This is a genomic window from Hymenobacter rubidus, from assembly GCF_016734815.1.
GTDB classification, from domain to species: domain Bacteria; phylum Bacteroidota; class Bacteroidia; order Cytophagales; family Hymenobacteraceae; genus Hymenobacter; species Hymenobacter rubidus.
This window is the reverse complement of sequence record NZ_JAERQF010000017.1, coordinates 42,549-67,822: the sequence shown is the minus strand read 5'-3', so window position 1 is coordinate 67,822 and position 25,274 is coordinate 42,549. Positions and strand designations below refer to the sequence as shown.

Sequence of the window (25,274 nt, the reverse complement as noted above, 5' to 3'; positions counted from 1 at the left end):
AATGAAGTGGCCTTCTAAAAATCCGTCCTGCTATTGGCCGCCGCCTTAAAACGCCACGGCCACACCCACCGAAGCCGAGTGGGTGAGGGTGCGATAATTGCCGCTCACAGTGTTCGCCGCCTTGTTGGTGCGGTTGGCGCGGGCGGTGCGCAGTTGGCCGTAGTCGAAGGCGTAGCCGGCCTCCATGGCGAGGCGGCGGCTGAGCTGGTAGCTCAAGCCAGCCGAGGCTCCGAGGCGGTTGGCGTCGATGAATTCGGGATTAATGTACTCGTCTCTAACAGGCGTTTCGTCGTAGTGCAGCCCGCCCAGCACCAGCAGCTTGGGCAGCACCTGGTATTCGGCCCCCACCCGGAACACCATCGCATCCTCGTAGCGGCGGGTCGTTTTGAGGGTGCGGGCCGGGGCCGGGCCGCTGGCGGCCACGTTCAGCTTCAGCGAATCGAGGGTGCTCCAGCCGCTGAGGGTAAAGTCGAACGTGAGCAGCAGTTTGGGCGTGATGCGGTCGGCAATGCCCACGGAAAGTGTGCTGGGTAGGTTTATCTGGGTACTCACGTTGGCCGAGGCCGGGTTGAGGCTGGCATCGCGGGCCGGCACCCCGGTAGAGGCAAGGGTGCCGGTGTTCATTTTCAGCTTCACCCCGCTGCGGTAGCTGATGCCGAAGGCCAGGTTGTCGCCGGTGCGGCCGTAGAGGCCCACGTTCAGGCCGATGCCCGAGCCGCTGGCGCTCAAACTGGTCTGGGCGTTGGGGTCGTCGTATTCGCCCAGGGCCCGGCGCTGGGTGTATTTGCCAAAAGCATACACGAAGCCTACCCCCGCGCTGAAGTTGTCGTTGAGCTTAAAGCCGACCGTGGGCTGCACAAATACCGTCCGGAGCTGGCTTTCCTGAATCACGGAGCGGCCTTCCCAGGTGTCGGGCCACTTGGTGTGGTAGCCGTAGGGCGTAGTCACGGCCAGGCCCAGGCTCACGCGCTTGCTCACGGCGCGGGTGGCGTAAAAGTAGCCGCCGGGCTGAATGGCCAGCTCCTGGTCGGTGCGCTGGTAAGTGTCCTGGCCAATGTAAGACGAGCGCCGTACCTGGCCCAGGCCGCCGAAGCTGAAGTGCAGCAGCGAGTCTCCCCACTGCGGCAGCAGGCCGGGGTTGGTGCTCAGGCCCGCAATGCTGCCGATGTAGGCCGTGCTGGCCCCGCCCAGGCCCACCAGCCGGGCGCCCTGTGGGCCGGTTTCGAACCCGCTGGCCGCAGCCGTCAATCCAGAGAACACCGGAACTAGAAAAAGGAGACGTAGGCGCATACGAACGGTTTTGCGGGAAATTGGGAAACAAAAGTACGCAGGCGGGCGCTAGCGGCCTCGCCGATGCGCATCAAGGATAAAATTCCAGGTTGTGCAACGGTCTGAGCAGCTATACAGCTTTCTGCCATTGGCTGCGGCCTGGCGTTTGTGCATGGAATTGTGCGCGGCAGGAGGCTCAGTTTCACGGCGGCAAGCTCTAAAGGGAAGTCAGGTAGAAACTGCCGGGTCCATCTTCGTTCATCATGCTCCTCTGGCATGCGCGCAACCAAGCCTATCCCTCCTACTTCTTGTCATCCTTCGCAAGCCCGGGCTGACGCGCGAAGCGGCCGAGGTCATTCGCCTAATTCCATGACCCGTTTGTGCTCAACTTATTTTTTCACCCCCAGGCTATCGAGCCGGTGCTGGTAGCGGCGGGCGTTTAGCTTGTGCTGGGCATAGGTTTCGGCGAAATCCGAGAAGCCGCTGCCGTCGGGCCGGGCGCAAAAGAACAGGTTTTTGTTGTGCGCGGGCTTGAGCACGGCCAGCAGCGAGCCGGGCAGGGGCGTGGTGATGGGGCCGGGCGGCAGGCCCTTGTGGCGGTAGGTGTTGTAGGGCGAATCTACTTTTTTGTCCACGTTCAGCACGCGCTTGCGGGTGCCCAGGCCGTGCAGGGGCCAAAGCAGGGTAGGGTCGGCTTGCAGGGGCTGGCCGTTGCGCAAGCGGTTGAGGTACACGGCAGCAATGAGCGGCTTATCGGTGGGCTGGGCCGTTTCGCGCTGCACAATGCTGGCCAGCACGCTCACCTGGGTGCGCGTCATGCGCAGCGAGTCGGCCCGCGCCTGGCGCTGTGGCGTCCAGAACCGGCGGTAGCGCGCGGCCATCGAATCCAGGAGCACCGAGGCGCTGGTGTTCCAAAGCAGCCGGTACTGGCCGGGAATGAACATCGTACGAATGGTGCAGGTATCGAGCCCGTAGCGGTGCTGCAAGCCCGTATTATCGCCGAGCAGCAGCTCCAGCTTGAAGGAATCGGTTTCGAGCAACCCACACACCCGGCGCGGCAGCTGGTCGATGTAGTGAAAGGGCTTCAACTCAAGCTTCACCGTGTCCTGACGGCCCAACAGAAGCATCTTCACCAGGTCCACGTTGCCCATGTTGGGGTCGAGGCGGTAGCGGCCGGGCTTCACGTGCGGGGGGTAGTCGTGGTGCTCAGCTACCCACTCAAAAGTGCCCGGTTCGAGGAGTAGCTCGTGTTTTTTCAGCGAATCGAGCACCGCCGCGTAGCCCGTGTCGGTGCGGACATACAGGTAGGCCGGGCCTTCGGGAAAGACCGTGACGTTGGGCCGGTACAGCACCCGCCACGCCGCGTAGCCACCCGCGCCCAGCACGGCCAGCAGCAACAGGATATAAGGCAAGAAGTGGCGGAAAGGCTTAGGCAAAAGCGGTAACACGGAATAAGTAAACAGCCGCAGTGAACGGCCGGGCATGGCGCCAACCTATTGTAATGGGCCGCCGAACACCCCCCACGGCCACGGCAAACGCAGTTGCCGGCGCGACAGAGCGCTGCCCGGCATCCGGCACTGCGTTCCAGTCAAATGTGGAACGGTTAAAACGGGTCCGCAATTGCGGCGTAGTCCTCGCCGTGCTTCTCAGCAGAACCCCGCAGGAGCTGCTGCTGCCAGGGGCGCAGGGCCGCTGCAGCGCCTTGCTCGATGATGTCGGCGATGAGGCGGTTGCTGAGCACCATGTTGGCCATGGTGGTGCCGTGGTCGCTGACGAGGTGGGTTTTCAGAGTGTTCAGCAGCGTTTCGCGGGCTTCGGCGCGGGTGGCGGCGGGGCCATTGAGGCGGCGGCGGAACGGAAACTTGCGCTGCTCGGGGGGCAGAGGCGCATCGGGCTCCAAATCGGTGGTGCCAATGGCCAGGAGCTGCTCGGCGTAGGGCGAGCGTTTCAATTCGGGGTGCAGTCCATTGGCGGTGCGCAATTGCAGGGCGGTTTCGATGGGCTGGCGGGTGAGTTCGGCCAGTTTGTCGTTGCTGAGAACATGGTAGGGCGGCCGGTCAAGCTGCCGGGCCACGGCATCGCGCAGCATGTAGAGCTCCCGGAAAATGGGCATCTCCTGGGGCGAAATCTTGTATTTGGCCGCATTCCGCGACCACGGGCGCGGGTCGTCGCGGCCGTAGCGCACGGCTTCCAGGGCCAGGTTTTCCTGGGCGGCCCAGTCGGCGCGGCCCAGCTCGGCGAGGCGGGCGCTGAGGCGGTCAGTCAGCTCAAACAGGTAGAGCACATCGTTGGCGGCGTACTCCTTTTGGGCTTCGGTGAGCGGGCGCTTCAGCCAGTTGGACTTCTGCTCGCCTTTGTCCACTTCAAAACCCAGCTCGGCCTGAATAAGGCGGCCCAGCGAAATGTTGTTGTCCTCGGCAGCCAGCAGGGTGAATTGCACGCTGGTATCCACGATGTTGCGGCAGTTGACGCCGAAAACTTCATCGAGCAATAGAATATCCGACTTGCAGGAGTGAAATACCTTGGCCACGGCCCGGTCGCGCAGCACCGCGAATAGCGGCTCTAGGTCGGCGGCCATGTCGGGCAGCGGCAGCGGGTCAATCAAGTACGCTTCCTGCCCATCGAACACCTGAATGAGCGCCAGGTGGCGGCCGTAGCGGTGGCGCATGTCGTCGAATTCCAAATCGATGCCAATGCGGGGCAGGGTGGCAAAATGTGCGGCCGCGGTGGCGATGGCGTCGGCGGTGGTCAGGTAATGGATGGTGGGCATTGAAACAAAGAGCAAGTCGGCGGGGCCGGCACCTGGCGAGGCAAGGCTGGCGCGGTAAAGGTAGGCATGTACGGCAGCAGATGGTAAAAAGGAAGCGCGCGCTTTAAACTTGGGGGGGCAGCATGGTTAATTATCTTTGTTTTAACATTTATGGAAAAAATCTGCAAACAATGTATAATTTGCCGACTGATTTTGCACAATATTTAACGTTTCAATCAAAACGCTGCATGAATGAAAAAACACCGCTCATTAAGTACTCACTAACCCCCTCTCTAATGAAATATAAACTCTTTACTCACATCAGAATTTTCTTGTTTTTGGTTCTGAGCCTCAGCACGTTTTCGGCGTGGGCGCAAACCAAAGCCATCACCGGTCGGGTGGTGGGCACCGACGGCAGCGGCATCCCCGGCGTGACGGTGCTGGAGCGCGGCACCGCCAACGGCGTGAGCACCGGCGCCGACGGCTCCTTCAGCCTGAGCGTGCAGCCCAACGCCACGCTTGTTATCAGCTCGGTGGGCTTCACCGGCCAAACGGTGCCCGTGGGCAGCCAGTCGACCCTGAACGTGACGCTGGCCGCCGCGGCCACGGAACTGAACGAAGCCATTGTGGTGGGCTACGGCACCCAGCAAAAGGCCGACCTGACCGGCTCGGTGGCCACCCTGTCCAGCAAGGACATTGCCAACGCCCCGGTGCAAACCTTCGAGCAGGCCATCCAGGGCCGGGCCGCGGGCGTGGTCATCGAAAACTCCAGCGGCAAGCTGGGCCAGGCCATTAAGGTGCGGGTGCGGGGCACCTCGTCGGTGAGCGGCGACACGCAGCCGCTGTACGTGATTGACAACATTCCGATTCAATCGGATAACTTCTCTTCCACCAGCGCCCCCACCAACCCGCTGGCCGACATCAACCCCAACGACATCGAGAGCATCACCATTCTGAAGGATGCGGCCGCGTCGGCCATTTACGGCTCGCGGGCTTCCAACGGGGTCGTCCTCATCACCACCAAGCACGGCCGGTCCGGCGACACGCGCTTCAACCTGGGCTACCAAGTGGGCGTGAGCCAGGCCACGCACGTACGCGAGTTTCTCAACGGCAAAGAATACGTGGAGCTGCTGACGGAGGCGCTGAAGAACAGCGGCCGGACCGATGCCGCCAACGCCACCCGCCTCCAGGGCTACGCCGCCGGCGTGCCCGTGGACGCCAACTACAACGTGGACACCAACTGGGCCGACCAAGTGCTGCGCAAGGCTGCTTTCAGCCAATACGACCTGAGCGCCAGCGGCGGCAACGAGAAGACCAAGTTCTTCCTCTCGGGGCAGTACAGCGGGCAGGAAGGCATCGTGGTGGGCAACAAGCTCAGCCGCATTGCCTCGCGCCTGAACGTGGACCACCAGGCTTCCAAGCGCCTGACCCTGGGCGTGAACGTGGCCCTCTCGCGCACCAACAACAGCCGCCTGCCCAACGACAACCTGTTTTCCAACCCGCTGCAGATTGTGGCCTTGGCGCCCATCACGCCCGTGATTGACCCGCGCACGGGCCTCACCAGCGGCGCGCTGGACCTGACCACGGGCAAGCCCAACACCAGCTACCCGTTTTACTACAACCCGCTGCTGGGCCTGCAAAACAACGCCGCTACCTATGCAGCCATCAGCTACCGCGCCCTGGGCAACGTGTATGCCCAGCTGGAAATTCTGCCCGGCTTCACCTTCCGCTCGGAGCTGGGGGCCGACCTGCTGAACCAGGACGAAGACCAGTACAGCGCCCGCGTGACGGTGGTGGGCAACAGCTCGGCCGGCAACGGCTACGCCTTCAGCGCCCACACCACCAGCGGGCGCTACATCACCAACAACTTCTTCTCGTACCGCAAAACCCTGGCCGAGCAGCACACGCTGGAGGCTACGCTGGGCACGTCTTACGAGCAGCGGAATGTGAACTACACCAGTACGACGGGCAGCCAGTTTGCCAGCGACGCGTACCGCACCATCGTGAACGCGGCCACCTTCAACTCCGGCAACTCTTCCGGTACCAGCAACGCCCTGCTGTCGTATTTTGCCCGTCTCAACTATTCCTTTGCCGGCCGGTACCTGCTGGGGCTGAGCGCCCGCGTCGATGGCTCGTCGCGCTTCGGCGTCAACCACCGCTACGGCTTTTTCCCGGCGGCGTCGGCCGGCTGGGTGGTCACGGAGGAAAGTTTCCTGAAAGACCAGAAGGTGCTGAGCTTTTTGAAGCTGCGCGTGAGCACCGGACTCACCGGCAACCAGGCCTTTACGGATTTTGCGCCGCTGGGCTTGTACGCGGGCAGTGCGGGCTACGTGGGCATTCCGGGCCAGCGCCCCTCGCAACTGGCCAATCCCGACCTGAAGTGGGAATCGACCCGGCAGACGGACGCCGGCGTTGAATTCGCCTTGTTGGATAACCGCATCAGCGGCGAGGTAGACGTGTACCAGAAGCTCACCACCGACCTGGCCCTGAACGCGCCCGTGCCGGCAACCGCAGGCTTCACCAGCATCTTCAAGAACGTGGGCAACTTGGAAAACAAGGGCATTGAATTTGCGCTGACCACCCGCAACCTCACCGGCGCCTTCACCTGGACCACCACGGCCAATGCCTCGCGCAACTACAACAAACTGACCAACCTCACGGGGCAGCCCATTGCGGGCAGCTACCTGAGCCGCGCCCAGGAAGGGTTCCCCATCGGTACGTTCTTTGGCCCCGAGTTCGCCGGGGTCGACCCCGCCAATGGCAATGCCCTGTATTACATCAACAAAGCAGCCGACAATCCCTCCGGCGCGGCCAGCGTGGACCACAGCACCGGCACCACCACCAACATCAACCTGGCCCAGGCCGTGCCCCTGGGCAGCCCCAATGCCACTTGGACGGGCGGCCTGACCAACACGTTTACTTTCAAAGGCATTGACCTGAGCGTCACGTTCATTGCCGTCACCGGCAACAAGATTTTTGACGCCGCCGGGCAGTTCTACTCGGTGGGCTTCAACAACGGCCCCGACAACCAGACCCGCGACCAGCTCAAACGCTGGCAGAAGCCCGGCGACATCACCGACGTGCCCAAAGCCATTTACCTGGGCGGCAACGGCATCGGCAACTCCTCGCGCTTTGTGTACGACGGCTCCTACGCGCGCCTGCGCACCCTCACGCTGGGCTACAACCTGCCCAGCGCACTGGTGAAGAAAGGCTACCTGCAGTCGGCCCGTGTGTATGTGCAGGGCCAGAACCTGCTCACCTTCACCAAGTACCCCGGCAACGACCCGGAGGTGAACACCGACTTCCTCGGCACCACCACCACCACGGGCAACATCAACCAGGGCATCGATTTCTACTCGGCGCCCCAGCCCCGCACCATCACCTTTGGCGTCAACGTTGGCTTCTAGCCGGCGGGCCGCCACCGCGCGACCCGTTTCCTCCTTCAACTCATATTTGGTATGAAAAAAACATTCTATGTGCTGGGCGCGGCGCTGCTGCTGGCAGGCTCCCTCACCAGTTGCGACAAAAAGCTGTCCATCGACCCGGTCAACAGCATCAACGCCGAAACCGCCCTCCAAACGTCCTCTGATGTGGAGGCGGCGCTGGTTGGCTGCTACACGGGCCTGCAAAGCACGTTCAGCTACGGCGGCTACATTCAGCTCACGTCGGACCTGCTGGCCGACAACGGTGACGAAACCTTCGTGGGCACGTTTGCCGACCCGCCCCAGATTTACCGCAAAAACATCCTGCGCGACAACGGCTTTGTGTCGTCCATCTGGATAAACGCCTACAGCACCATCAACCGCGTCAACAACGTGCTGGCCAACATCGACAAGCTCGACTCGCCCGCCAAGAAGAGCCGGGTCGAAGGCGAAGCCAAATTCATCCGGGCGGCCTTGTATTTTGAGCTCGTGCGGCAATTCGCCAAGGACTGGAGCGACGGCACCCCGTCCGCGAACCCGGGCGTGCCGCTGGTGCTCACGCCCACCAAAGCAGTGGACGCCACCAGTCAGGTACGGCGCAACACCGTGGCCGAAGTGTACGCCCAGATACTGCTCGACCTGACCGACGCGGAAACGAAAATCGCGGGCATGACCGCGCTACCGGCTTTCGCGGCCAATGCCTCGGCCGAGATTTCGAACTATGCGGCCGCCGGCCTGCTGTCCCGCGTGTACTTGCAGCAGGCCCGCTTTCCCGACGCCGCCGCCGCGGCCAACCGGGCCACTGCCGGGCCTTTCTCCCTGACGTCGACCTACGCGGCCGAGTTCCGGTCGGGCGCCACCAACACCGCCGAAGACATTTTTGCCGTTCAGATATCGGCCCAGAGCGGCAGCAACGCCCTTAGCACTTTCTACAAAGTACGGGGCGACGTGGCCATCGAGGACAAGTTTTTCAACCTGTACTCCTCCACCGACGAGCGCAAGACGCTGTTTACCACCACGGGCGGCAAGCGGCTCACGGGTAAGTTCGACGCGGTGAACGGCGTGGGCAGCAACGTCAAGGTGATACGCCTGGCGGAAATGCTGCTGAACCGGGCCGAAGCCAACCTGCGCGCCGGCACCGTCCTCGGCGCTACTCCGCTTGCCGACATCAACCGGGTGCGGGCCCGCTCAGGGGCGCCCGTGCTCACTGCCGTGACCCTGGCCGACATCCTGCTGGAGCGCAAGCTGGAACTGGCTTTTGAGGGCTTCCGCCTCGGCGACCTCAAGCGCAACAAAGAGTCGGTAAACGAGCCACTGCCCGGCACCGCCGTATTGCCCTGGAATTCTCCTCGCCTAATTTTTCCAATACCCAAGCGCGAAACCGACATCAACCCCAACCTGGAGCAAAACGAGTATTACAAGTAAGTACCCGTGCAGAAGTAATCGTATTCGCTCGAACGTCCTGCTGAGCGCAGCCGAAGCATCTCTACCGCGCAAGTCATTAGGTTTACTGTTGCAGTAGAGATGCTTCGACAAGCGCAGCATGACCACCTTTTTACTATCCGTTTACGTTTGCTTGACGACTTAATAGCCCCGGCTGATACGCAGCCTTGGTTCATAAAAAAGGCCCGCAACTCGTGTTGCGGGCCTTTTTTATGGTAAAGGTTTTTACTTGTCGCCGAGCAGCAGCTGCGGGCCTGTGCCACGCCCGTTGCCCATGATGATGACCTTGGCGTTGGGCGAAGTGGCAATGGCCTGGTTGGCCTTGATGGTTTCGTATTGCAGCAGCTTGTCGCTGAGCTCGGTGTTCACAATGCGCTGGTAGTCGGCAATGCCCTGCGCTTCCACGCGCTTGCGCTCGGCTTCCTGCTTCTCTTTCTGGAGCACGAACTGCATTTTTTGGGCGTCCTGTTCGGCCGAAATCTTGCTTTCGATGCTGGTTTTTACTGATTGCGGCAGTTGGATGTTGCGGATGAGCAACTGGTCGAGCTGCAGGCCGCTGCTCCGAAAATCCTTCTCAATGGCGTTCAGAATACGGGTTTGAAATTCCTCGCGGCGCGTCGAGTACAAGGCCACGGCATCGTAATACACGGCATTGTCGCGGATGCGGGTGCGCGAAATGGCCCGCACAATCTTGTCCTGGTAATCCTCGCCGATGGTGGCCAGGATGCGCGGGGCCTGGGCGGGCACTACGTGGTAGAGCACCGTCAGGTCGATGACAACTTCCAGCCCGTCGGCCGAGAGCACCCGAATGGCGTCATCGCCTTCCTGCTGACCTTCGCCGTGCTGGGCCGACATGGTGTAGTTCTGCGTGCGGGTATCAAAACGGGTTACGTCCACCAGCGGGTTCACCACGTTCAATCCGGGCTGGAGCACGCGGGGTTGCACCTGTCCAAACAGCGTTTGTACGCCCACCTGGCCCACCCCAATCTGCACCACCGTGCTCAGGGCTACTCCCAGTATCATAAACGCACCGCCCAAAAAAAGGAGGCCGCCGCGCAGGCGCTCCAGCCGTTCGGAAAAGCGCGAGGCATTCAGCCCAAGCACGAGCAGAATGAAGCCAAAGATGGTCAGGGTCATGGAATGTGGGGTGAGGTGTTAGGGAAATAAATCAGAACGGTCCTGCTTCGACTGCGCTCAGCAGGACCGTTCTGCCGATGCTCAGCTATTCGTCTTCATCGTCGCTGAAATCCAGCGTGCGGGCCAGGTCTACGCCTTCCTGGGCCACTTCTTCCAGCAGTTCGGGCGCGTCCGCATCCAGGGTGCGGCCGAAGAGGTTGAGCAGTTCCTCACCCTGCTCGTTCACGTAGAGGTCTTCGTAGAGGCGGTCGAACAGCCGGGCTTCGCGGCCCACAATGCGGTCGATATCCTCCGGCGAGCGGGCCTCGTTCAGGGCGCGGTGCAGCACATCGAGCACCTGGCGGCTGGCGTCGTGGTCGCCCAGTTCCGACACCAATTTCAGCAGGCTCATGGCCAGGCCCAGGCGCATTTGCTCGAAGCGAAAGGGGCGTTGGGCGGGCGGGGCGGTGCGCAGTTGGTCGGAGGCCTGGCGGGCAGTGGGGGTGAGGTAGTACTTCACGTCGTTTGGCGCGGTGAAGGCGAGGTGGAGCAGTTGTTCGTAGGGCGACATAACACAAGGGGCGGCGCGGGTGCCGAAACACGGCCGGGTTTGGTGCGTAAGCTAAAAGCCGAAAGGTACGCGGCGCAGCCAAGCCACCGGAGTAATCGCACATCGGCGGCCCGCATTACGCCTTCCCTCCACTTATTTTTTCTTGTTGTTTATGACGCACAAAACCAAATGGCTGCTTTTTGCCCCGCTGGGCTTGGCCACCATTGGCGCCGGAGCCAGCATGGTGCACTGGGCCGGCAGCCTCAAAGACCAGGGCCTGCCTGCTTCAAAATGGCTCGCTGCCGGCACCGCCGCGCTGGTTGTTTTCAACGCTGGCGTGAGCCTGTTTGGGCGCGGCGTGGTCGAGAACGTACTCTACGAAGTGCGCGAAAAGCCCCAGCCGGCGTCGGATAGCCCGGTCGCCCTCGAAGCAACCAACACCGGCCACAGTGGGCTGAATTAAGATGACCGCAGGGCATTCTGGCGCTGGGCTTCGGCATCTTCAATATCGTCGAGCTCGATGTTGAGCGCATCCACCGAAATCTGAATTTCGACTAGGGCCATGCCCAGCGACACCAGCAGCGCCAGTAGGCTGGCCCCAAACAGCAGCTGGCCGGCGGTGTTCAGGCCCGCATACACCAAAAACATGGTGAGCACGCAGCCAAACATGCTGCCAATGCCCACGGCCTGCATGTTGCGGATGAGGACCAGCCGCTGGCGCAGGTTCTGAATCTGGCGCCGCAGAGGCTCGCGTGGGGCATCTACATACTGCAATTTGAGGCTGCGTACCACATTGGCCAGCCCCAGGAAGCGGTTGGTGTAGGCCAGCAGCAGCAACGAGAGCGCCGGAAACAGCAGCGCCGGCGTGGTCAACGTAATTTCCATGCCTGAATGTACCGCCCGTGCTGGCTAAAGCACAAAAAAGCCTCGCCAATGGTGGCGAGGCTTTTTACTTGTGGAAAGGAAGGCTAGGAAGGGCTATCTATTCGGTTTTGGCTTCCATTTTAGCGGTGCCCTCTTTTACTTTGCTGCCCACTTTCTGGGTGCCGTGCTTCACGGCGTGGCCGGTTTTCTGAGCACCGCGTTTCAGGGCGTGGCCGGTTTTGTGGGCTACGTTGCCGGCGGCGTCTTTGGTATTGTCGATGGCCTGACCAGCGTTGGTTTTGCCGGTTTTGGTTACCACTTTGGTGGTGCCGTTGTCACGCACTTTCACTTCCGTTGAAGGAGTAGTTTGCGCAAAAGCGGAAGTTGCGAAAGCGGAAAGGGCGAGCAACAGGGTTACTTTTTTCATGATAAAGGAGAAAGAAAAAGGGTGATGTGGGGCTTGTACGCGGCCCATTGGCAAAGGTTATTGCATGGATTGTGCCAAGCTTTTTCTTAATCTTCGGCGGCCAAAATTTGCTCAGAGCCAGGGAGCAGAAGGGAACTGTCGCCGTAGCTCAAAAACCGGTAGCCATGGCGTAGGGCGTGCTCATACACGGCGCGCCAGCCGGTGCCTAGCAGAGCGGCTACCAGCAGCAGCAAGGTGCTTTCGGGCTGATGGAAATTGGTTATCAGCCCATCAACCAGCCGAAAGCGGTAGCCGGGCGCAATCAGCAGCCGGGTGCTGGCTTCCAGCGTATCGGTGCCCAGGGCCTCCAGGTAGCGCAGCAGCGCAGTAAGCGCTTCTTCCGGACTTATTTGGGTCGCTTCCGGGGCCATATCATAGGGTTGCCACTGTGTCACGAGCAGCTCGGATGAGCCGGGCGCAGTCGCGTTGGGTTGCAGCAACAGGCCTGCCCCCAGCCAATACAGGGTTTCGAGGGTGCGCAGACTGGTGGTGCCCACGGCCAGCACCGGGCGGGGTCGGTGCGCCAGCAACTGCCGCAGCAGCGCTGCCGTCACCAAAATGGGCTCGGTGTGCATGGGGTGGTCGGCCATGCGGTCGGCCTTCACCGGCTGGAACGTGCCCGCCCCCACATGGAGCGTGATGTGGCCCGTTTGAATGCCTTTTTCCTGAAGCTCGGCCAGGATTTCGGAGGTGAAATGCAGGCCAGCGGTGGGCGCGGCCACGGCACCCTCGGCGGCAGCATACACGGTTTGGTAGCGCACGGCATCGGCGGCCGTGTCGGGCCGGTCGATGTAGGGCGGGAGGGGCAGGTGGCCGGCGGCCCGCAATACTTCGGCAAAAGGAAGCTCGGCGGGTGTCCACCGAAAAGCTATTAGCGCGGTACCGGCCTCCTGGGTTTGGCGCTCGGCGTGCAGGGTGGCGGCCTGGCCGTCAGCAGTGGCAAATTCCAGCCTGACGGGGCCGGCTTTCCAGCGGCGGCCGTTGCCTATCAGGCAGCGCCACGTGCAGCTCCCGGTTTGTTGCAGGGCCAGCTCCAAGCTGCGGTGCGGCGCCACGGGCTCCAGGCAAAACAGCTCGACTTGGCCACCGGTGGGGCGGCGGGCCAGCAGCCGGGCCCGTACCACGCGGGTATCATTAAAAATGAGCAGCGAGTCGGCGGGCAGCTCGCCGGGTAGGTCGCGAAAGGTTTTATCGGAGATAACACCGTCTCTGCTTACCAAAAGGCGACTGGCGGCGCGGTCGGGGAGGGGCTCCGGGGCAATGCGCTCGGCCGGTAGCGGGTAGGTGAAGTCGTGAATGGAAATCTGGCGCGGGTCGGGGTTCATGCCCGCAAAGGTCGGCATTGAACCAGTACCCCGAAATGAACTTTCGGCCCGCCCCAACGATGAAGCTATGTAGAAAGTCAGCAGGACGTTTTACAGGACTTTCTAAACAGCTTCTTTATGTTGAACCTCGCCCAGACGGACCGAAATGAAATTTCGGGGTACTGGTTCCGCTACTTCCGCTTAAACAGCAGCAGGTGTTGTTGCGGCAGCGTTTCGATGGAATCGGCCAGTACCAGGCCCACGGCGGCCATTTCCTTGCGGGCCTGGGCCACCGTCATCTTGTGAATGCGCTTGATGGGCACATTCGCGTCCTCGGCGCGGTACTCAACCAGGGCCAGGCGGCCGGTGCCGGGGCGCAACGCCCGCCGAATGGCCCGGCCCATCTCACGCGGGTGGTCAAACTCGTGGTAGGCATCTACGATGAGCACCACATCTACACTATCGGCGGGCAGGGCGGGGTTGGTGGTGCTGCCCAGCACGGGGCGAACGTTCGTGTTTTTCAGCCGGCGCTTGTTGTCCTGCAGCGCCGCAATCATCTCGGGCTGGATGTCGACCGCCAGAACCTGGCCCTTCGGTACCCGTTTGGCCAATTGAAAGGAGAAGAAGCCAGTGCCGGCACCGATATCGGCCACCACATCGGTGGGTTTCAGCTTCAGTTCCTTCAGTAAGAGGTCGGTGCCTTCTTCCTGCTGCCGGCCTTTGCGCTCCAGCCAGGTGGCGCCTTCGTGGCCCATGACGTGGGCAATCTGGCGGCCCAGGTAATAGGTGCCAATGCCGTTGGGGTCGCGGGGCGGGGCGGTTTCGTAGCCGCTGGTATCGGTAACTACTACGGACTGCATCCGGCGCTCCATGCTGACCGAGGGGCGGGTTTCGGCGGGGAGCTGGGTGCAGCCCAACGCCAGCAAACCGGCGCTGCTGCTCATTCCCATCACCCCCAAAGCACGCTGCCAAGTTGAAAAACAGTACCTCATACGGATTGCAAGTAAGTACATATTGGCTTAGTCAACAGCAAATCGAGGCCGTGCGTTCAGCCACAAAACCGGCTTCGACCCGCGCCAGTCAACGTCGTGGGTTGGCTGCCCATTCGCCTTGCCCAAGGTAGGCGTCGTCAATTAAAATACCTGCCCTACCCATCTATTTGCCGTTTTGGCCGTAGAACGGGCAATTACGCTTACTTCTTACCCCCGATTGTTTATGAAAAACACCTCCTCTCCCCTCGCTAAACTCCTGGCTGTGGCGGCCTGTGCCCTCATGCTGGGCAGCTGCAACCGAGCCGAATATGCCATGCTTCCCAAAGGCAGTTCTTACCACGGCGTGAGCCGCATGGCCACGCCGGTGCCTGCTGCTCCTGCGGCCGTCATCACTCCCGCGGCAACCGAAGTGCCCGCCACCGCTCCTGCGGCAAGCAGCACTCCCGAAACCCGCACCGCTCTCCCAGCTGCTGTGGCGGCCAAACCCGCCGCAGCCCCGGCCCGGACAGCCCCCGTTACCACGCCAGCTACGGTGGCGGCCACTACCACTGCTACCCCGGCGCCCAAGTTGAGCCTTGTCCAACGCTTGGCTTTGAGCAAAGTGACCCGGCAAGCCGATAAGCTCATAAAGCAAGCCGGCTCGGTGCGTCAGCACGACAATTCGGCCTCCGTGGCCAAAGGCTCTGTAAGTGGCAACCTGCGCATTGGCATCATCCTGTTGCTGGTAGGCCTGATTGTGAGCTTAATCAACGGATTTATCGGGAGTATTATCGCGCTGATTGGTTTGATTTTCATCGTGCTCTGGTTGCTCGACCAATTGTAAGACTTATTGCATGCTTTATCAAAAAGGCCCGCTCGATGCATCGAGCGGGCCTTTTTTAGTAAAACTATTTCTGTAGTGCGGGCCATATAGGCCGATGCTCACATCGGGTCCACGTCGGCTACTAGGCGGGCTTGCTTGAACTCTTTCTGGTCGCGCACCACGTCCATGGCTTCACAGATGTGTTGCTTGGCTTGCTTGAGCACCGTGTGGGCCCGGTCGAGCTTGATGGTGATTTCCTGCAGATAGAAGTTGCGGATGCGGAAAATGTAGGGCGCTTCGGGGCCCAGCACGGCGGCGCCGCCCAGGCGGTCGACCAGCTCCTGGGTTAGCAAAATAGCGGCTTGTTCGCCCAGTCCTTGCTCTACGTGCTTCACCGTGAGCTTGATGATGCGCATGAACGGCGGGTAGCCGTGCTCGCGCCGCTGCATGATTTCGTAGTTGTAAAATTCCACGTAATCGTTGCGAATGACTTTGTCGAAAATCACCTGCGTGGGGTCGGCCGTCTGGATGATGACTTTGCCCTTCTTGCCCTTGCGCCCGGCCCGGCCGCTTACCTGCACAAACATCTGGTAGGCTCGCTCGTGGGCCCGGAAATCGGGGTAGTGAATGATGCTGTCGGCGTTGATGATGCCCACGAGGCTCACGTTGGCAAAGTCGAGGCCTTTGGTCACCATCTGGGTGCCCACCAGCACGTTGGTGGTTTGCTTCTCGAAGTCGGCAATGATTTGCTGGTAGCTGTTTTTGGCGCGCGTCGTATCCAAATCCATGCGCTGGATATTAGCCTGGGGCAGCATAATTTTGAGGTCGTCCTCAATCTTTTCGGTGCCGAAGCCCTGCGTTTTCACGGCGCGGGAGCCGCAGGCGGGGCACTTGGTCACCATGGCTTCGTGGTAGCCGCAGTAGTGGCAGCGCAGCTCATGGCTGTGCTTGTGGTAGCTGAGGCTCACGGCGCAGTTGGTGCACTTGGGAATCCAGCCGCAGTCCTGGCAGGCCACCACGGGCGCGTAGCCGCGCCGGTTCTGGAACAGAATGACCTGTTCCTGCCGGCCCAGGGTGCGCTCCACTTCGCCCAGCAGGTCGGCGGTGAAGTGGTTGTGCATGGTCTTTTGGTCGCGGGCCTTGCGGGTGTCTACCAGCTCAATATCCGGCATGCCCGCTTCCCCAAAGCGCTTGGTGAGGCTCACTAGTCCGTAGCGGCCCTGCTTGGCCTGGTAGTAGGTTTCGACGGCTGGCGTGGCCGAGCCCAGCAGCGTTTTGGCGCCCTGGAAGTTGGCCATCATCAGGGCTACTTCGCGGGCGTTGTAGCGCGGGGCGGGCTCGTACTGCTTATAGCTCGATTCGTGCTCCTCGTCCACGATGATGAGCGCGAGGTTATCAAACGGCAAAAACACCGCCGAGCGCACCCCAATCACCACCTGAAAGCGGCCGGAGAGTACGCCGTTCCACACTTCCACCCGTTCGTTGTCGGAGAATTTGGAGTGGTACACGCCCAGCCGCGAGCCGAACACGCGCATCAGGCGCGTCACAATCTGGGCCGTGAGGGCAATTTCGGGCAGCAGGTACAGCACCTGCCCGCCGCCCTCCATGGCCTTGCGAATGAGGTCGATGTAAATCTCGGTTTTGCCCGCGCCCGTCACGCCGTGCAGCAGCACGATTTCCTGCTGGCCAAAGTGCGCCATGATTTCATCGCGCGCCGAAGTCTGGGCCTCGGTGAGCGAGAAATTCATTTGAATGGCTCCCTCGTTTTCCAGCGGGAACCGGCTCACAATCTGGTCGAACTGTTCCAGTACGCCGTTTTTGATGAGCGTGTTCACGGCCGAGGCCGAGAGGTGGGGGCTGCTGGTCAGGTAGGGTTTTTCAATGCCCGCGTGGTTGGCGTGCTCGTTCTGGTGCACCGGCACTCGCTGCAGGTACTTCAGCAGCACATCCAGCTGCTTGGGCTTGGTAGCGAGGCTCTCAAACAGTTGCTCTAGTGAGGCTTCTGATACGAAATGATGCGCCAGGCGCACCTTCTTCACCACTTTGGGCGCGTACTTGTCGGCGGTGTGCTCAAAGAGGAAAATGACGTCCTTGTGCATCAGCGACTTTATCACCTTGTGAAAAGAGGTGATGCCCAGCAGGTCGCCCACTTCGGTAAAGGTCAGGGCTTTGCCGTCTTCCACCGTGCCCAGCGCGTCCACAATCAACGCTTCCTGCGCGGAGAGCGGGTACTCGTTTTCTTCCCTGGAAAAAGCGGGGTGCAGCTGGATGCGCGACTCGGAGCTGAGCTTGAGCGCCGAGGGCAGGGCCGCGTTTATCACCTCGCCAATGGTGCACATGTAATAGTCGGCCATCCAGCGAAACAGCTTGAGCTGCGGCTGGGTGACCACGGGTGCATCGTCGATAAATTCGAGGATGTACTTGGCCTGATACTCTTTGGGCGCGTTTTCGTGCACGGCGGCCACAATGCAGCTAAGCGTCTTTTTGGCCCCAAACTGCACAATGACGCGGCCCCCGATTACCACGTTGTCGTTCAGCTCATACGGCACCCGGTAGGTGTAGAGCCGCGGCAGGGGCAGGGGCAAAATAACGTCGGCAAACAGCGTCACCCGGTCGGCCGCCGGGGCGGCTGCGGGCGAAATAAAATCAAGCGTCAGACTCAAAACAGCGGATAGGGTAGGGGAATAGTAAAGATAAAGCCCCGGCTCCCCGTCACCAACCCCAATGCCGCAGCATAAGTTGGCGGGCGGGCCCATTCCCGGCGCTCATGCCACGCAGGAAAATCCTTCTTAAGGACGGGACAGCATCAGAGCCAAGGCGGTTGAAGCCCTTGTTTTTTGGAAGTATAAGTACTCGAATATTCATTTGGTGGCTAGATTATTGCTGGAAAATTTATAGCTTGAGCGGCCAGAGTACGGTTCGACTTAAGCCCGCCATTTTCCCTCCCTTTTTCCATCTCCTCACCCCCACCTTATGAAGATAACCATACGCTTACTATCCCGACGCGTGGCCGTGCTGTGGGCCGTGCTTGCACTGCTGGGCAGCAGCCGGGCCCTGGCCCAGGTGGCCAACGACGACTGTGCTACGGCTGTGCCACTGACGACATCCAGCGTGTGTACCGTGCCGGTGAACGGCACGGTGGCCACGGCCACCCAGAGCCTGGCACCCACTGCGGCCTGCGGCATCGGCCTCACGTCGGCGCTTGATGTGTGGTACAGCTTCACGGCCACCAGCACCAACCACCTCGTAACGCTGGCCCCGCGCTTTGCGGCCATCCTCGACGTGCGCTCGGGCACCTGCGCCAGCTCGACCAGCATCTTCTGCACCACCATTGCCAACAACAACACTTCGGCCGTCTCGGTGGGCGGCCTGGTGGGCGGGCAGACTTACCTCATTCGGGTGTATCCGGCCACCAATACGCCTCCCACCGGCATCAGCAGTACGTTTGCGCTGTGCATTGGGCAGGGCGCTACGGGGCCAAACAACGACGACTGCATCGGGGCCATCAGCGTGCCGGTGAACACTACCGGGACGTGCACCAACACCGTGAGCGCCGATAACACCCTGGCCACGGCCAGTGTGGGCGTGCCGGCACCCCTCTGCGCCAACTACCAGGGCCGCGACCTGTGGTTTTCGGTAGTAGTGCCGGCCAGCGGCAACGTAACGGTGCAAACCGTGGTGGCCAGCACCGGCACCGACGTGGGCGATACCGGTATGAGCATGTATTCGGGCACTTGCGGAAACTTGGCGGGGCTGGGCTGCGACGATGATGCCGCCGGCAACCTCAAGTCCCTGCTGACTTTCACGGGCCGCACGCCCGGCGAAGTGCTCTACATTCGGGTGTGGTCCTACAATAACCAGAATAGCGGCACCATTGCCGTGTGCGCCACTACCCCGGCACCCTTGGTGAATGATGACTGCGCCAACGCGGTACAGTTACCAGTTACCACCGCTTGTAGCGTCCCAGTTAGCGGTACTCTCGCTGGCGCTACGCAGTCGCTGCCTCCATCTGCTACTTGCAGCCCCGGCATTACCACAGCCAATGACGCTTGGTACAGATTTGTAGCAACAGGGGCTACTCAGACGTTAACTCTAAATAGTAGTTTTTTTGCTGCTGTGGAGGTGCGCTCAGGTACCTGTGCTAGTTCTGCCAGCGTCTTTTGCGGTACGGTTACCTCTGGACAAGGGCTGACCCTGAGCGGCCTCACTAGCGGCCAGACTTATTTTCTGCGTGTTTACATCAATACAAATTTTTCGCCCACTAATCTTCAGTTTACGATTTGTCTGACTCCTGGACCTGTTCCGGCTACCAACGACGACTGCGTTAATGCTGTGACGTTGCCGGTAACCTCAGGTTGCACGTCGTTAGTGAGCGGTACCCTAAGCGGTGCTTCACAGAGTCTGCCACCCGCGAGTTGTAGTGGTACTGGAGTTACTATAGCCAATGATGTATGGTACAGCTTTACAGCAAGCGCGGCTACCCAAACGCTGACGTTTAACGGCGGATTTCAACTAGTTGCTGATGTCCGTTCAGGAACTTGCATTAATTCTGCTAGTGTGTTTTGCGGGGTTGCTTTTCCCAACCAGCCTATTACCGTGTCCGGATTAACTGGTGGGCAAACATATTTTTTGCGGTTATATGCTAATAACAACATCCAGCCGGTAGTTACTACTTTTACCCTGTGCCTCACGCCCGGCCCGGTACCGCCCGCCAATGACGAATGCACCGGAGCCATTCCGCTTACGGTTGCGACGGCCTGCACACCCGTGACGGGCACAGTGGCCGGGGCCTCGCAGTCGCTGCCGCCCACCACGGGTTGCGGCTTTGCCACCAATGCCAATGACGTATGGTACAGCTTCGTGGCCGGTGGTGCCACCCAGACCTTGGCCTTTACGGGCAACTTTGGGGCGGTGGTAGAAGTGCGCTCGGGCACCTGCGCCACTTCAACGAGTGTGTTCTGCGGCACCACGTTCACGGGTCAGCCCCTGACCCTGGCGGGCCTCACCAGCGGCCAAACCTATTTCCTGCGGGTTTTTGCCAACGCAACGATTCAGCCATTGCCGGCCAATGCCTCCTTCTCGCTGTGCCTCACGCCGGGGCCCGCTGCGGCTGCCAACGACGATTGCAGCCAAGCCGTAGCAGTGGCCGTCGTGGTGGGCTGCGCCACTTCCACCAACGGCACGGTGGTAGGTGCCTCGCAGTCGTTGCCCCCCACCACCAACTGCGGTTTTGCCACCACGGCGGCCGATGTGTGGTATAGCTTCGTGGCGGGCGGCACTACCCAGCAAATCACGCTCAACCCACGCTTTGCGGCCGTGCTGGACGTGCGTACCGGCACCTGCGCCAGCTCGACTAGCCTGTTCTGCACCACTATTTTCGCGGGCAACACGACGGGCACGGTAGTGGGCGGCTTGACCAACGGCCAAACCTACTTTATCCGCATATATGCCAACAGCACGGTGCAGCCCATTCCGGCCAATGCCACCTTTACGCTTTGCGTGAGCCCGCCGCCCACGCCGCCCGTCAACGACGAGTGCTCGGGGGCTATTCTCCTGACCGCGGGCGCCACCTGCACCACGCCGGTAAGCGGCACGGTAGAAGCAGCTTCGCAGTCGTTGCCGGTCACGACGGGCTGCGGTTTTGCCACTACGGCGGCCGACGTGTGGTACCGCTTCGTGGCCAACGGCTCGGCGCAGCTCATTACCCTGAACTCCGCATTCCAGGCCGTACTGGACGTTCGGACGGGCACTTGCGCCAACTCGACCAGCGTTACCTGCGCTACGGTGCTGCCCAATAATACGGCGGGCACCAGCATTGGCGGCCTGACCAACGGGCAGACGTATTACCTGCGCATCTACTCCAACACCACGATTCAGCCCACCGGAACTGCCGCCGCGTTTACAGTATGCGTAAGCACACCCCCGCCGACGCCCGTAAACGACGACTGTGCCGGCGCTCTCACCCTGCCCGTGCAGTTTGGTACCACTTGCGTTAGCCAAACCACTGCCGATAATACCGCCGCTACCGGTAGTACCGGTGTACCCGCTCCCACCTGCGCCAACTACCAGGGCCGCGACCTGTGGTTCCAGGTAACGGTGCCGGCTTCGGGTACGGTTACGGTGCGCACGGTTATTCCCACCATCGGTACCGATGTAGGCGATACCGGCATGAGCATTTATTCGGGCACCTGCAGCAACCTGACCCAGATTGGCTGCGATGATGACGGCGCCGGCGCACTGAAATCGTTACTGACTTTCACGGGCCGCACGCCCGGCGAAGTGCTCTATGTGCGGGTGTGGGGCTACGGCGGCACGCGCCTGGGCACGTTGGCGGTGTGCGCTACCTCGCCCACCAACTGCGCCACGCCCACGGCCTTGGCTTCGGCCAACCTCACCAATGGTTCGGCTCAGCTGAGCTGGCAGCCGGGTGGTTCTTCCACCACGGGCATCACCTACACGGTAGAATACGGCCTGCAGGGCTTTGCCATTGGCACGGGCACGGTGCTCACCGGCCTCACCACGCCCTCGGCCCAGCTCACCGGCTTGCAATCGGCCACGGCGTATTGCTTCTACGTGCGGCAGGACTGCCCCGGTGGCAATGGCAGCAGCGCCTACGCGGGTCCGGTTTGCTTCACCACGCCCTGCGCCGTGCCCGTCAGCCTGACGGCTACTGCCATCACTTCCACCACCGCCCTGCTGGGCTGGCAGACCAGCGGCACTGCCCCCAGCGGTGCCTCCTACACCATCGAATACGGCCCGCAGGGCTTCACCCAGGGCACGGGCACCATTATTTCTGGTGCCACCACTACCAGCTTCCAGCTGAGTAACCTGCAAGCGGCAACGGCTTACTGCTTCTATGTGCGGCAGGACTGCCCCAACTCTTCGGGCGGCGGGGCCTTTGCCGGCCCGGTTTGCTTCACGACTTCGGCCCCATCCACTACCTGCCTGAGTCCAACGGCTTTGGTGGCGGGTAGCCCCACTGCCAGCAGTGCCCAACTCAGCTGGCTGCCGGGTGGCACCCCCGCCACGGGCACTACCTACTCGGTGCAGTACGGCCTGCAAGGGTTTGCGCTGGGTACTGGTATCACGGTCAGCGGGTTGGTCAACCCTAGCTACCTGCTCACGGGCCTGGCTGCTACTACGGGCTATTGTTTCTACGTGCGTCAGAACTGCCCCGGTACCAATGGCAGCAGCTCCTACATCGGCCCGGTATGCTTCCAGACCACTACCACGGCCGGTGGCCCCGCCAATGATGACCCTTGCGGCGCCGTAACGCTGGGTGTACCGGGCACCACTACCACGGGCCCCATTATTTCCAGCACCAACACGGGGGCTACCACCAGTACGCAAACCGGCATCGGGGCTCCCACCTGCTCGGCCAATACCACGCCCCGCGATGTGTGGTTTACCATGACGCCCGCCGCTGGCGTCACGAGCGTTACCCTGGCGTTCACGGGTTCGGCAGCGGGCATGGTTCGGGTGTTCACGGCGCCCAGTTGCTCCGCGGGTCCCTTCACGCTGGTGACGTGCCGCAGCAGCGGCGCCAACAACACCGGCCTCTCCGCCGTGGTGGTGACTACCGTGCCCGGCCAAACCTATTACGTAGCCGTGAGCGGCTACGGTGCCGCCGATACTCCTGGCCCGTTCACCATCTCCGCCACGGCCCCAACGGCCACGCGCGCGCAGGCCGATACCAACGCCCTGCTGGTGTACCCTAACCCCAGCAATACCGGCCAACTCACCCTCAAGCTGAGCAACACTTCCTTCAGCACGATGAAAGTGAGCTTGGTGAATGCGCTGGGACAAACCGTACGTACCGAGACACTGCGCAGTGGCAGCGCTGAGCAGGTGATGAGTACCCACGGCCTGGCCACGGGCATCTACACCGTCCGGGTACTGGTCGGCTCCGATGTTCTCACCCGCAAAGTGGTGCTGGAATAAGTGCGTGAAAGCAGCACCATTGCATTGTGAAAAAGGGAGTCAGGCATTGCCTGGCTCTCTTTTTTATTGCGAAGCTGTTTAGAAAGTCTGATTGCCTACACGTCTGTCATCCTGAGCGCAGCGAAGGACCTTATCACGTCAGAACAACGCCTATTCTGACGTGATAAGGTCCTTCGCTGCGCTCAGGATGACAACGATTTTGACTTTCTAAACAGCTTCTGCTCACACCCACGCGGGCTGCAAACCCCTCCTATACCTGCGTCAGGGCCTGCTGCGCCTCTGCCACACTGAATACCGGGGCCAGGCACGCTTGGTTGCGGCACACGTGCACCGCCGTGCGGTCAGGCCCGCCGGGCTTGAGTAGCTTCAGCAGCGGTAGGGCCGAAGTACTTTCCGTTCCCGCCACCACGGTGTCGAAGAGAAAGCTTCGCTGTAGCTCTTCCCGAAATTCATCGGCCTGGGGACCAATAATGGCTACTTCGGCCCCCGGCCGCAGCAGCGCGGCATACAGCGAAGCCCAGTTGGTGAGGTGCTGCGGCTCCTTCACCACAAGGTGGCGTACCTGCGCCAGCATAGCAGTAGCCAGGTCCGTGTAGCGGACGTTTTCGAGGTGGCGACCCAGGCGGCGCAGGTTGTGCGCCATCACCGAGTTGGAGGCAGGAATGACGTTATCGAACAGCTCTTTTTTGCGGGCAATGAGGGGCTCGGCGCTGCTATCGGTATAAAAAAACAGTGTCTCTTCGGCGTCGAAGAATTGCTCCAGCACGTATTCGGTCAGCGCTTCGGCCCGCTGGAGCCAGTTTTCGGCAAAGCTGACTTCGTAGAGGCTGATGTACGCCTGAATGACCAAGGCGTAGTCTTCCAAAAAACCGCTGATGCTGGCCCGCCCATCCTTGCAGGTACGGTAGAGGCGCCGGCCGTCAACCAGATTCGCCTCAATAAACCGGGCGTTGTGCTCGGCCATTACCAGAAACTCTGGCTCGGCAAAAGCCCGGTAGGCATCGGTCAGCCCCTGCAGCATCAGGGCATTCCAGCCGGTCAGGATTTTATCGTCGAGGCCGGGGCGCACGCGCGTGGCGCGCACGGCCATTATTTTCTGCTTCCAGCTGGCCACCAGTTCCGGCACCAGACCGGGCGCTAGCTGGTGGGCGGCGGCAAAGGACTCATCGGTTTCGCGGCGGTGCAGAATGTTGCGCCCGTGCTCCCAGTTGCCCAATGCTGTGCAATTGTAGTAGTCCGAAAACAGCGGTTCCTCGTCGCCCAGAATCTCGCGCAGTTCGTCTTTCGTGAAAACGTAGAACTTGCCTTCTTCGCCCTCGCTGTCGGCATCTAACGACGAATAGAAGCCGCCTTCGGCATTCGTCAACTCCAGCCGGATGAATTCGATGGTGTCGTACACCACATCCCGAAATAGCTCATCCTGGGTGATTTGGAAGGCTTCGCTGTACAAGCTCACTAGCTGCCCGTTGTCGTAGAGCATTTTTTCGAAGTGCGGAGCCAGCCACTCGCCATCCACCGAGTAGCGCGCAAAGCCGCCGTGGGCCTGGTCATAAATCCCACCCCAGGCCATTTCGCGCAAGGTCAGCACTGCCTGATTCAGCACTACCTGGCTGCCGCTGATGGCGTGGGCCCGCAGCAAAAACCGCCAGATGCTGGGCATCGGAAACTTGGGGGCGCGGTTCATGCCGCCGCGTTCCCGGTCGAATTGCACACCCAAGTTGTATACCAGCAGCTTGAATTCTTCTTCCGATACGCCGGCTGGGCCCGTTTCGGGCGCCACGCCAATGGCTTGCAGGGCCGTATAGTCGGCTTCCTGCGCCGCATTGCGGTTTTGCGCGCCATATTTCTGCAGCTCACTGGCCCCAATCACTTCCATAAACCGCTCGGCCGACTGCTCCAGCTCGGCCCGGTGCTCGCCCGCGTACGCCTGGCCAATGTTTTCCAGCAGCTTCACCCAATTGCCCTTTGGGAAGTACGTGCCGCCATAAAACGGCTTGGCTTCCGACGTCAGAAATACGTTGAGCGGCCAGCCGCCCTGCAAGCCCATGGCGTGCACCGCGTCCATGTAAATCTGGTCCACGTCGGGCCGCTCTTCTCGGTCTACTTTGATGCACACGAAATGGGTGTTCATTACCGCCGCCACGGCCGCGTTTTCAAACGACTCGCGTTCCATCACGTGGCACCAGTGGCACGCCGCGTACCCAATGCTCACCAAAATAGGCTTCTGCTCAGCTTTGGCGCGGCTTAGTGCTTCCGGGCCCCACGGGTACCAGTCCACCGGATTATGGGCGTGCTGTTGCAGGTAAGGGCTGGTTTCCTGAGCAAGTCGATTGGACGGGAGCGAAGCATGGGCCAT

The 25,274-nt window shown here is 61.2% G+C and carries 16 protein-coding genes; 5 read left to right on the top strand and 11 right to left on the bottom strand.

The window, feature by feature from the left end; genetic code table 11:
• Nucleotides 1–45: 45 nt before the first annotated feature.
• The 3 genes from JKL48_RS13030 to JKL48_RS13020 form a co-directional block, all read right to left on the bottom strand.
• Entirely contained in the window at nt 46–1,260 is a 1,215-nt protein-coding gene (locus JKL48_RS13030) for an OmpP1/FadL family transporter (RefSeq protein ID WP_201983082.1), read from the bottom strand.
• Between the two features lie 398 nt (nt 1,261–1,658).
• Nucleotides 1,659–2,705: an endolytic transglycosylase MltG gene (gene mltG, locus JKL48_RS13025; protein WP_201983080.1), complete on the bottom strand. Its 1,047-nt coding sequence runs from the start codon at nt 2,703–2,705 to the stop codon at nt 1,659–1,661.
• Nucleotides 2,706–2,872: 167 nt separating this feature from the next.
• A complete protein-coding gene (locus tag JKL48_RS13020; protein WP_201983078.1) occupies nt 2,873–4,039 on the bottom strand; it encodes a ribonuclease D in 1,167 nt (388 codons plus the stop codon).
• Nucleotides 4,040–4,350: 311 nt separating this feature from the next.
• Between JKL48_RS13020 and JKL48_RS13015 the strand changes: the two genes are divergently transcribed.
• The gene (locus tag JKL48_RS13015) at nt 4,351–7,425 is read left to right on the top strand and encodes a SusC/RagA family TonB-linked outer membrane protein (RefSeq protein WP_236668775.1); all 3,075 of its coding nucleotides are present in this window, start codon (nt 4,351–4,353) and stop codon (nt 7,423–7,425) included.
• A gap of 51 nt (nt 7,426–7,476) precedes the next feature.
• Entirely contained in the window at nt 7,477–8,865 is a 1,389-nt protein-coding gene (locus JKL48_RS13010; RefSeq protein WP_201983073.1) for a RagB/SusD family nutrient uptake outer membrane protein, read from the top strand.
• Nucleotides 8,866–9,108: 243 nt separating this feature from the next.
• Here the strand turns inward: JKL48_RS13010 and JKL48_RS13005 are convergent, their stop codons facing one another.
• Nucleotides 9,109–10,020: a prohibitin family protein gene (locus JKL48_RS13005; protein ID WP_201983071.1), complete on the bottom strand. Its 912-nt coding sequence runs from the start codon at nt 10,018–10,020 to the stop codon at nt 9,109–9,111.
• Between the two features lie 85 nt (nt 10,021–10,105).
• Nucleotides 10,106–10,570, bottom strand: a complete 465-nt coding sequence (locus JKL48_RS13000) for a hypothetical protein (protein WP_201983069.1) — start codon at nt 10,568–10,570, stop codon at nt 10,106–10,108.
• 151 nt (nt 10,571–10,721) lie between these two features.
• Between JKL48_RS13000 and JKL48_RS12995 the strand changes: the two genes are divergently transcribed.
• On the top strand, nt 10,722–11,012 hold the full coding sequence (locus JKL48_RS12995) for a hypothetical protein (RefSeq protein WP_201983067.1): 291 nt from the start codon (nt 10,722–10,724) through the stop codon (nt 11,010–11,012).
• Here JKL48_RS12995 and JKL48_RS12990 read toward each other — a convergent pair.
• From JKL48_RS12990 to JKL48_RS12975, 4 genes are all read right to left on the bottom strand, one after another.
• A complete protein-coding gene (locus JKL48_RS12990; protein ID WP_201983065.1) occupies nt 11,009–11,434 on the bottom strand; it encodes a DUF2721 domain-containing protein in 426 nt (141 codons plus the stop codon). The two genes, JKL48_RS12995 and JKL48_RS12990, sit on opposite strands and share 4 nt — an antisense overlap.
• Nucleotides 11,435–11,531: 97 nt before the next feature.
• On the bottom strand, nt 11,532–11,840 hold the full coding sequence (locus tag JKL48_RS12985; protein ID WP_201983064.1) for a hypothetical protein: 309 nt from the start codon (nt 11,838–11,840) through the stop codon (nt 11,532–11,534).
• Between the two features lie 86 nt (nt 11,841–11,926).
• Nucleotides 11,927–13,222, bottom strand: coding sequence for an S-adenosylmethionine:tRNA ribosyltransferase-isomerase (locus tag JKL48_RS12980; protein WP_236668774.1), 1,296 nt, complete (start codon nt 13,220–13,222; stop codon nt 11,927–11,929).
• Between the two features lie 152 nt (nt 13,223–13,374).
• On the bottom strand, nt 13,375–14,175 hold the full coding sequence (locus JKL48_RS12975) for a class I SAM-dependent methyltransferase (protein ID WP_236668773.1): 801 nt from the start codon (nt 14,173–14,175) through the stop codon (nt 13,375–13,377).
• 223 nt (nt 14,176–14,398) lie between these two features.
• Between JKL48_RS12975 and JKL48_RS12970 the strand changes: the two genes are divergently transcribed.
• Nucleotides 14,399–14,998, top strand: a complete 600-nt coding sequence (locus JKL48_RS12970; protein WP_201983063.1) for a hypothetical protein — start codon at nt 14,399–14,401, stop codon at nt 14,996–14,998.
• Between the two features lie 98 nt (nt 14,999–15,096).
• On the opposite strand, the gene priA is transcribed toward JKL48_RS12970, so the two are convergent.
• Nucleotides 15,097–17,640 carry a replication restart helicase PriA gene (gene priA / locus JKL48_RS12965; RefSeq protein WP_236668772.1) on the bottom strand — a complete coding sequence of 848 codons (2,544 nt, stop codon included), beginning with the start codon at nt 17,638–17,640 and terminating at the stop codon, nt 15,097–15,099.
• A gap of 310 nt (nt 17,641–17,950) precedes the next feature.
• Between priA and JKL48_RS12960 the strand changes: the two genes are divergently transcribed.
• Nucleotides 17,951–22,918, top strand: coding sequence for a fibronectin type III domain-containing protein (locus JKL48_RS12960; protein ID WP_201983060.1), 4,968 nt, complete (start codon nt 17,951–17,953; stop codon nt 22,916–22,918).
• A 250-nt stretch (nt 22,919–23,168) separates the two neighbouring features.
• Here the strand turns inward: JKL48_RS12960 and JKL48_RS12955 are convergent, their stop codons facing one another.
• Nucleotides 23,169–25,274, bottom strand: coding sequence for a thioredoxin domain-containing protein (locus tag JKL48_RS12955; RefSeq protein WP_201983059.1), 2,106 nt, complete (start codon nt 25,272–25,274; stop codon nt 23,169–23,171).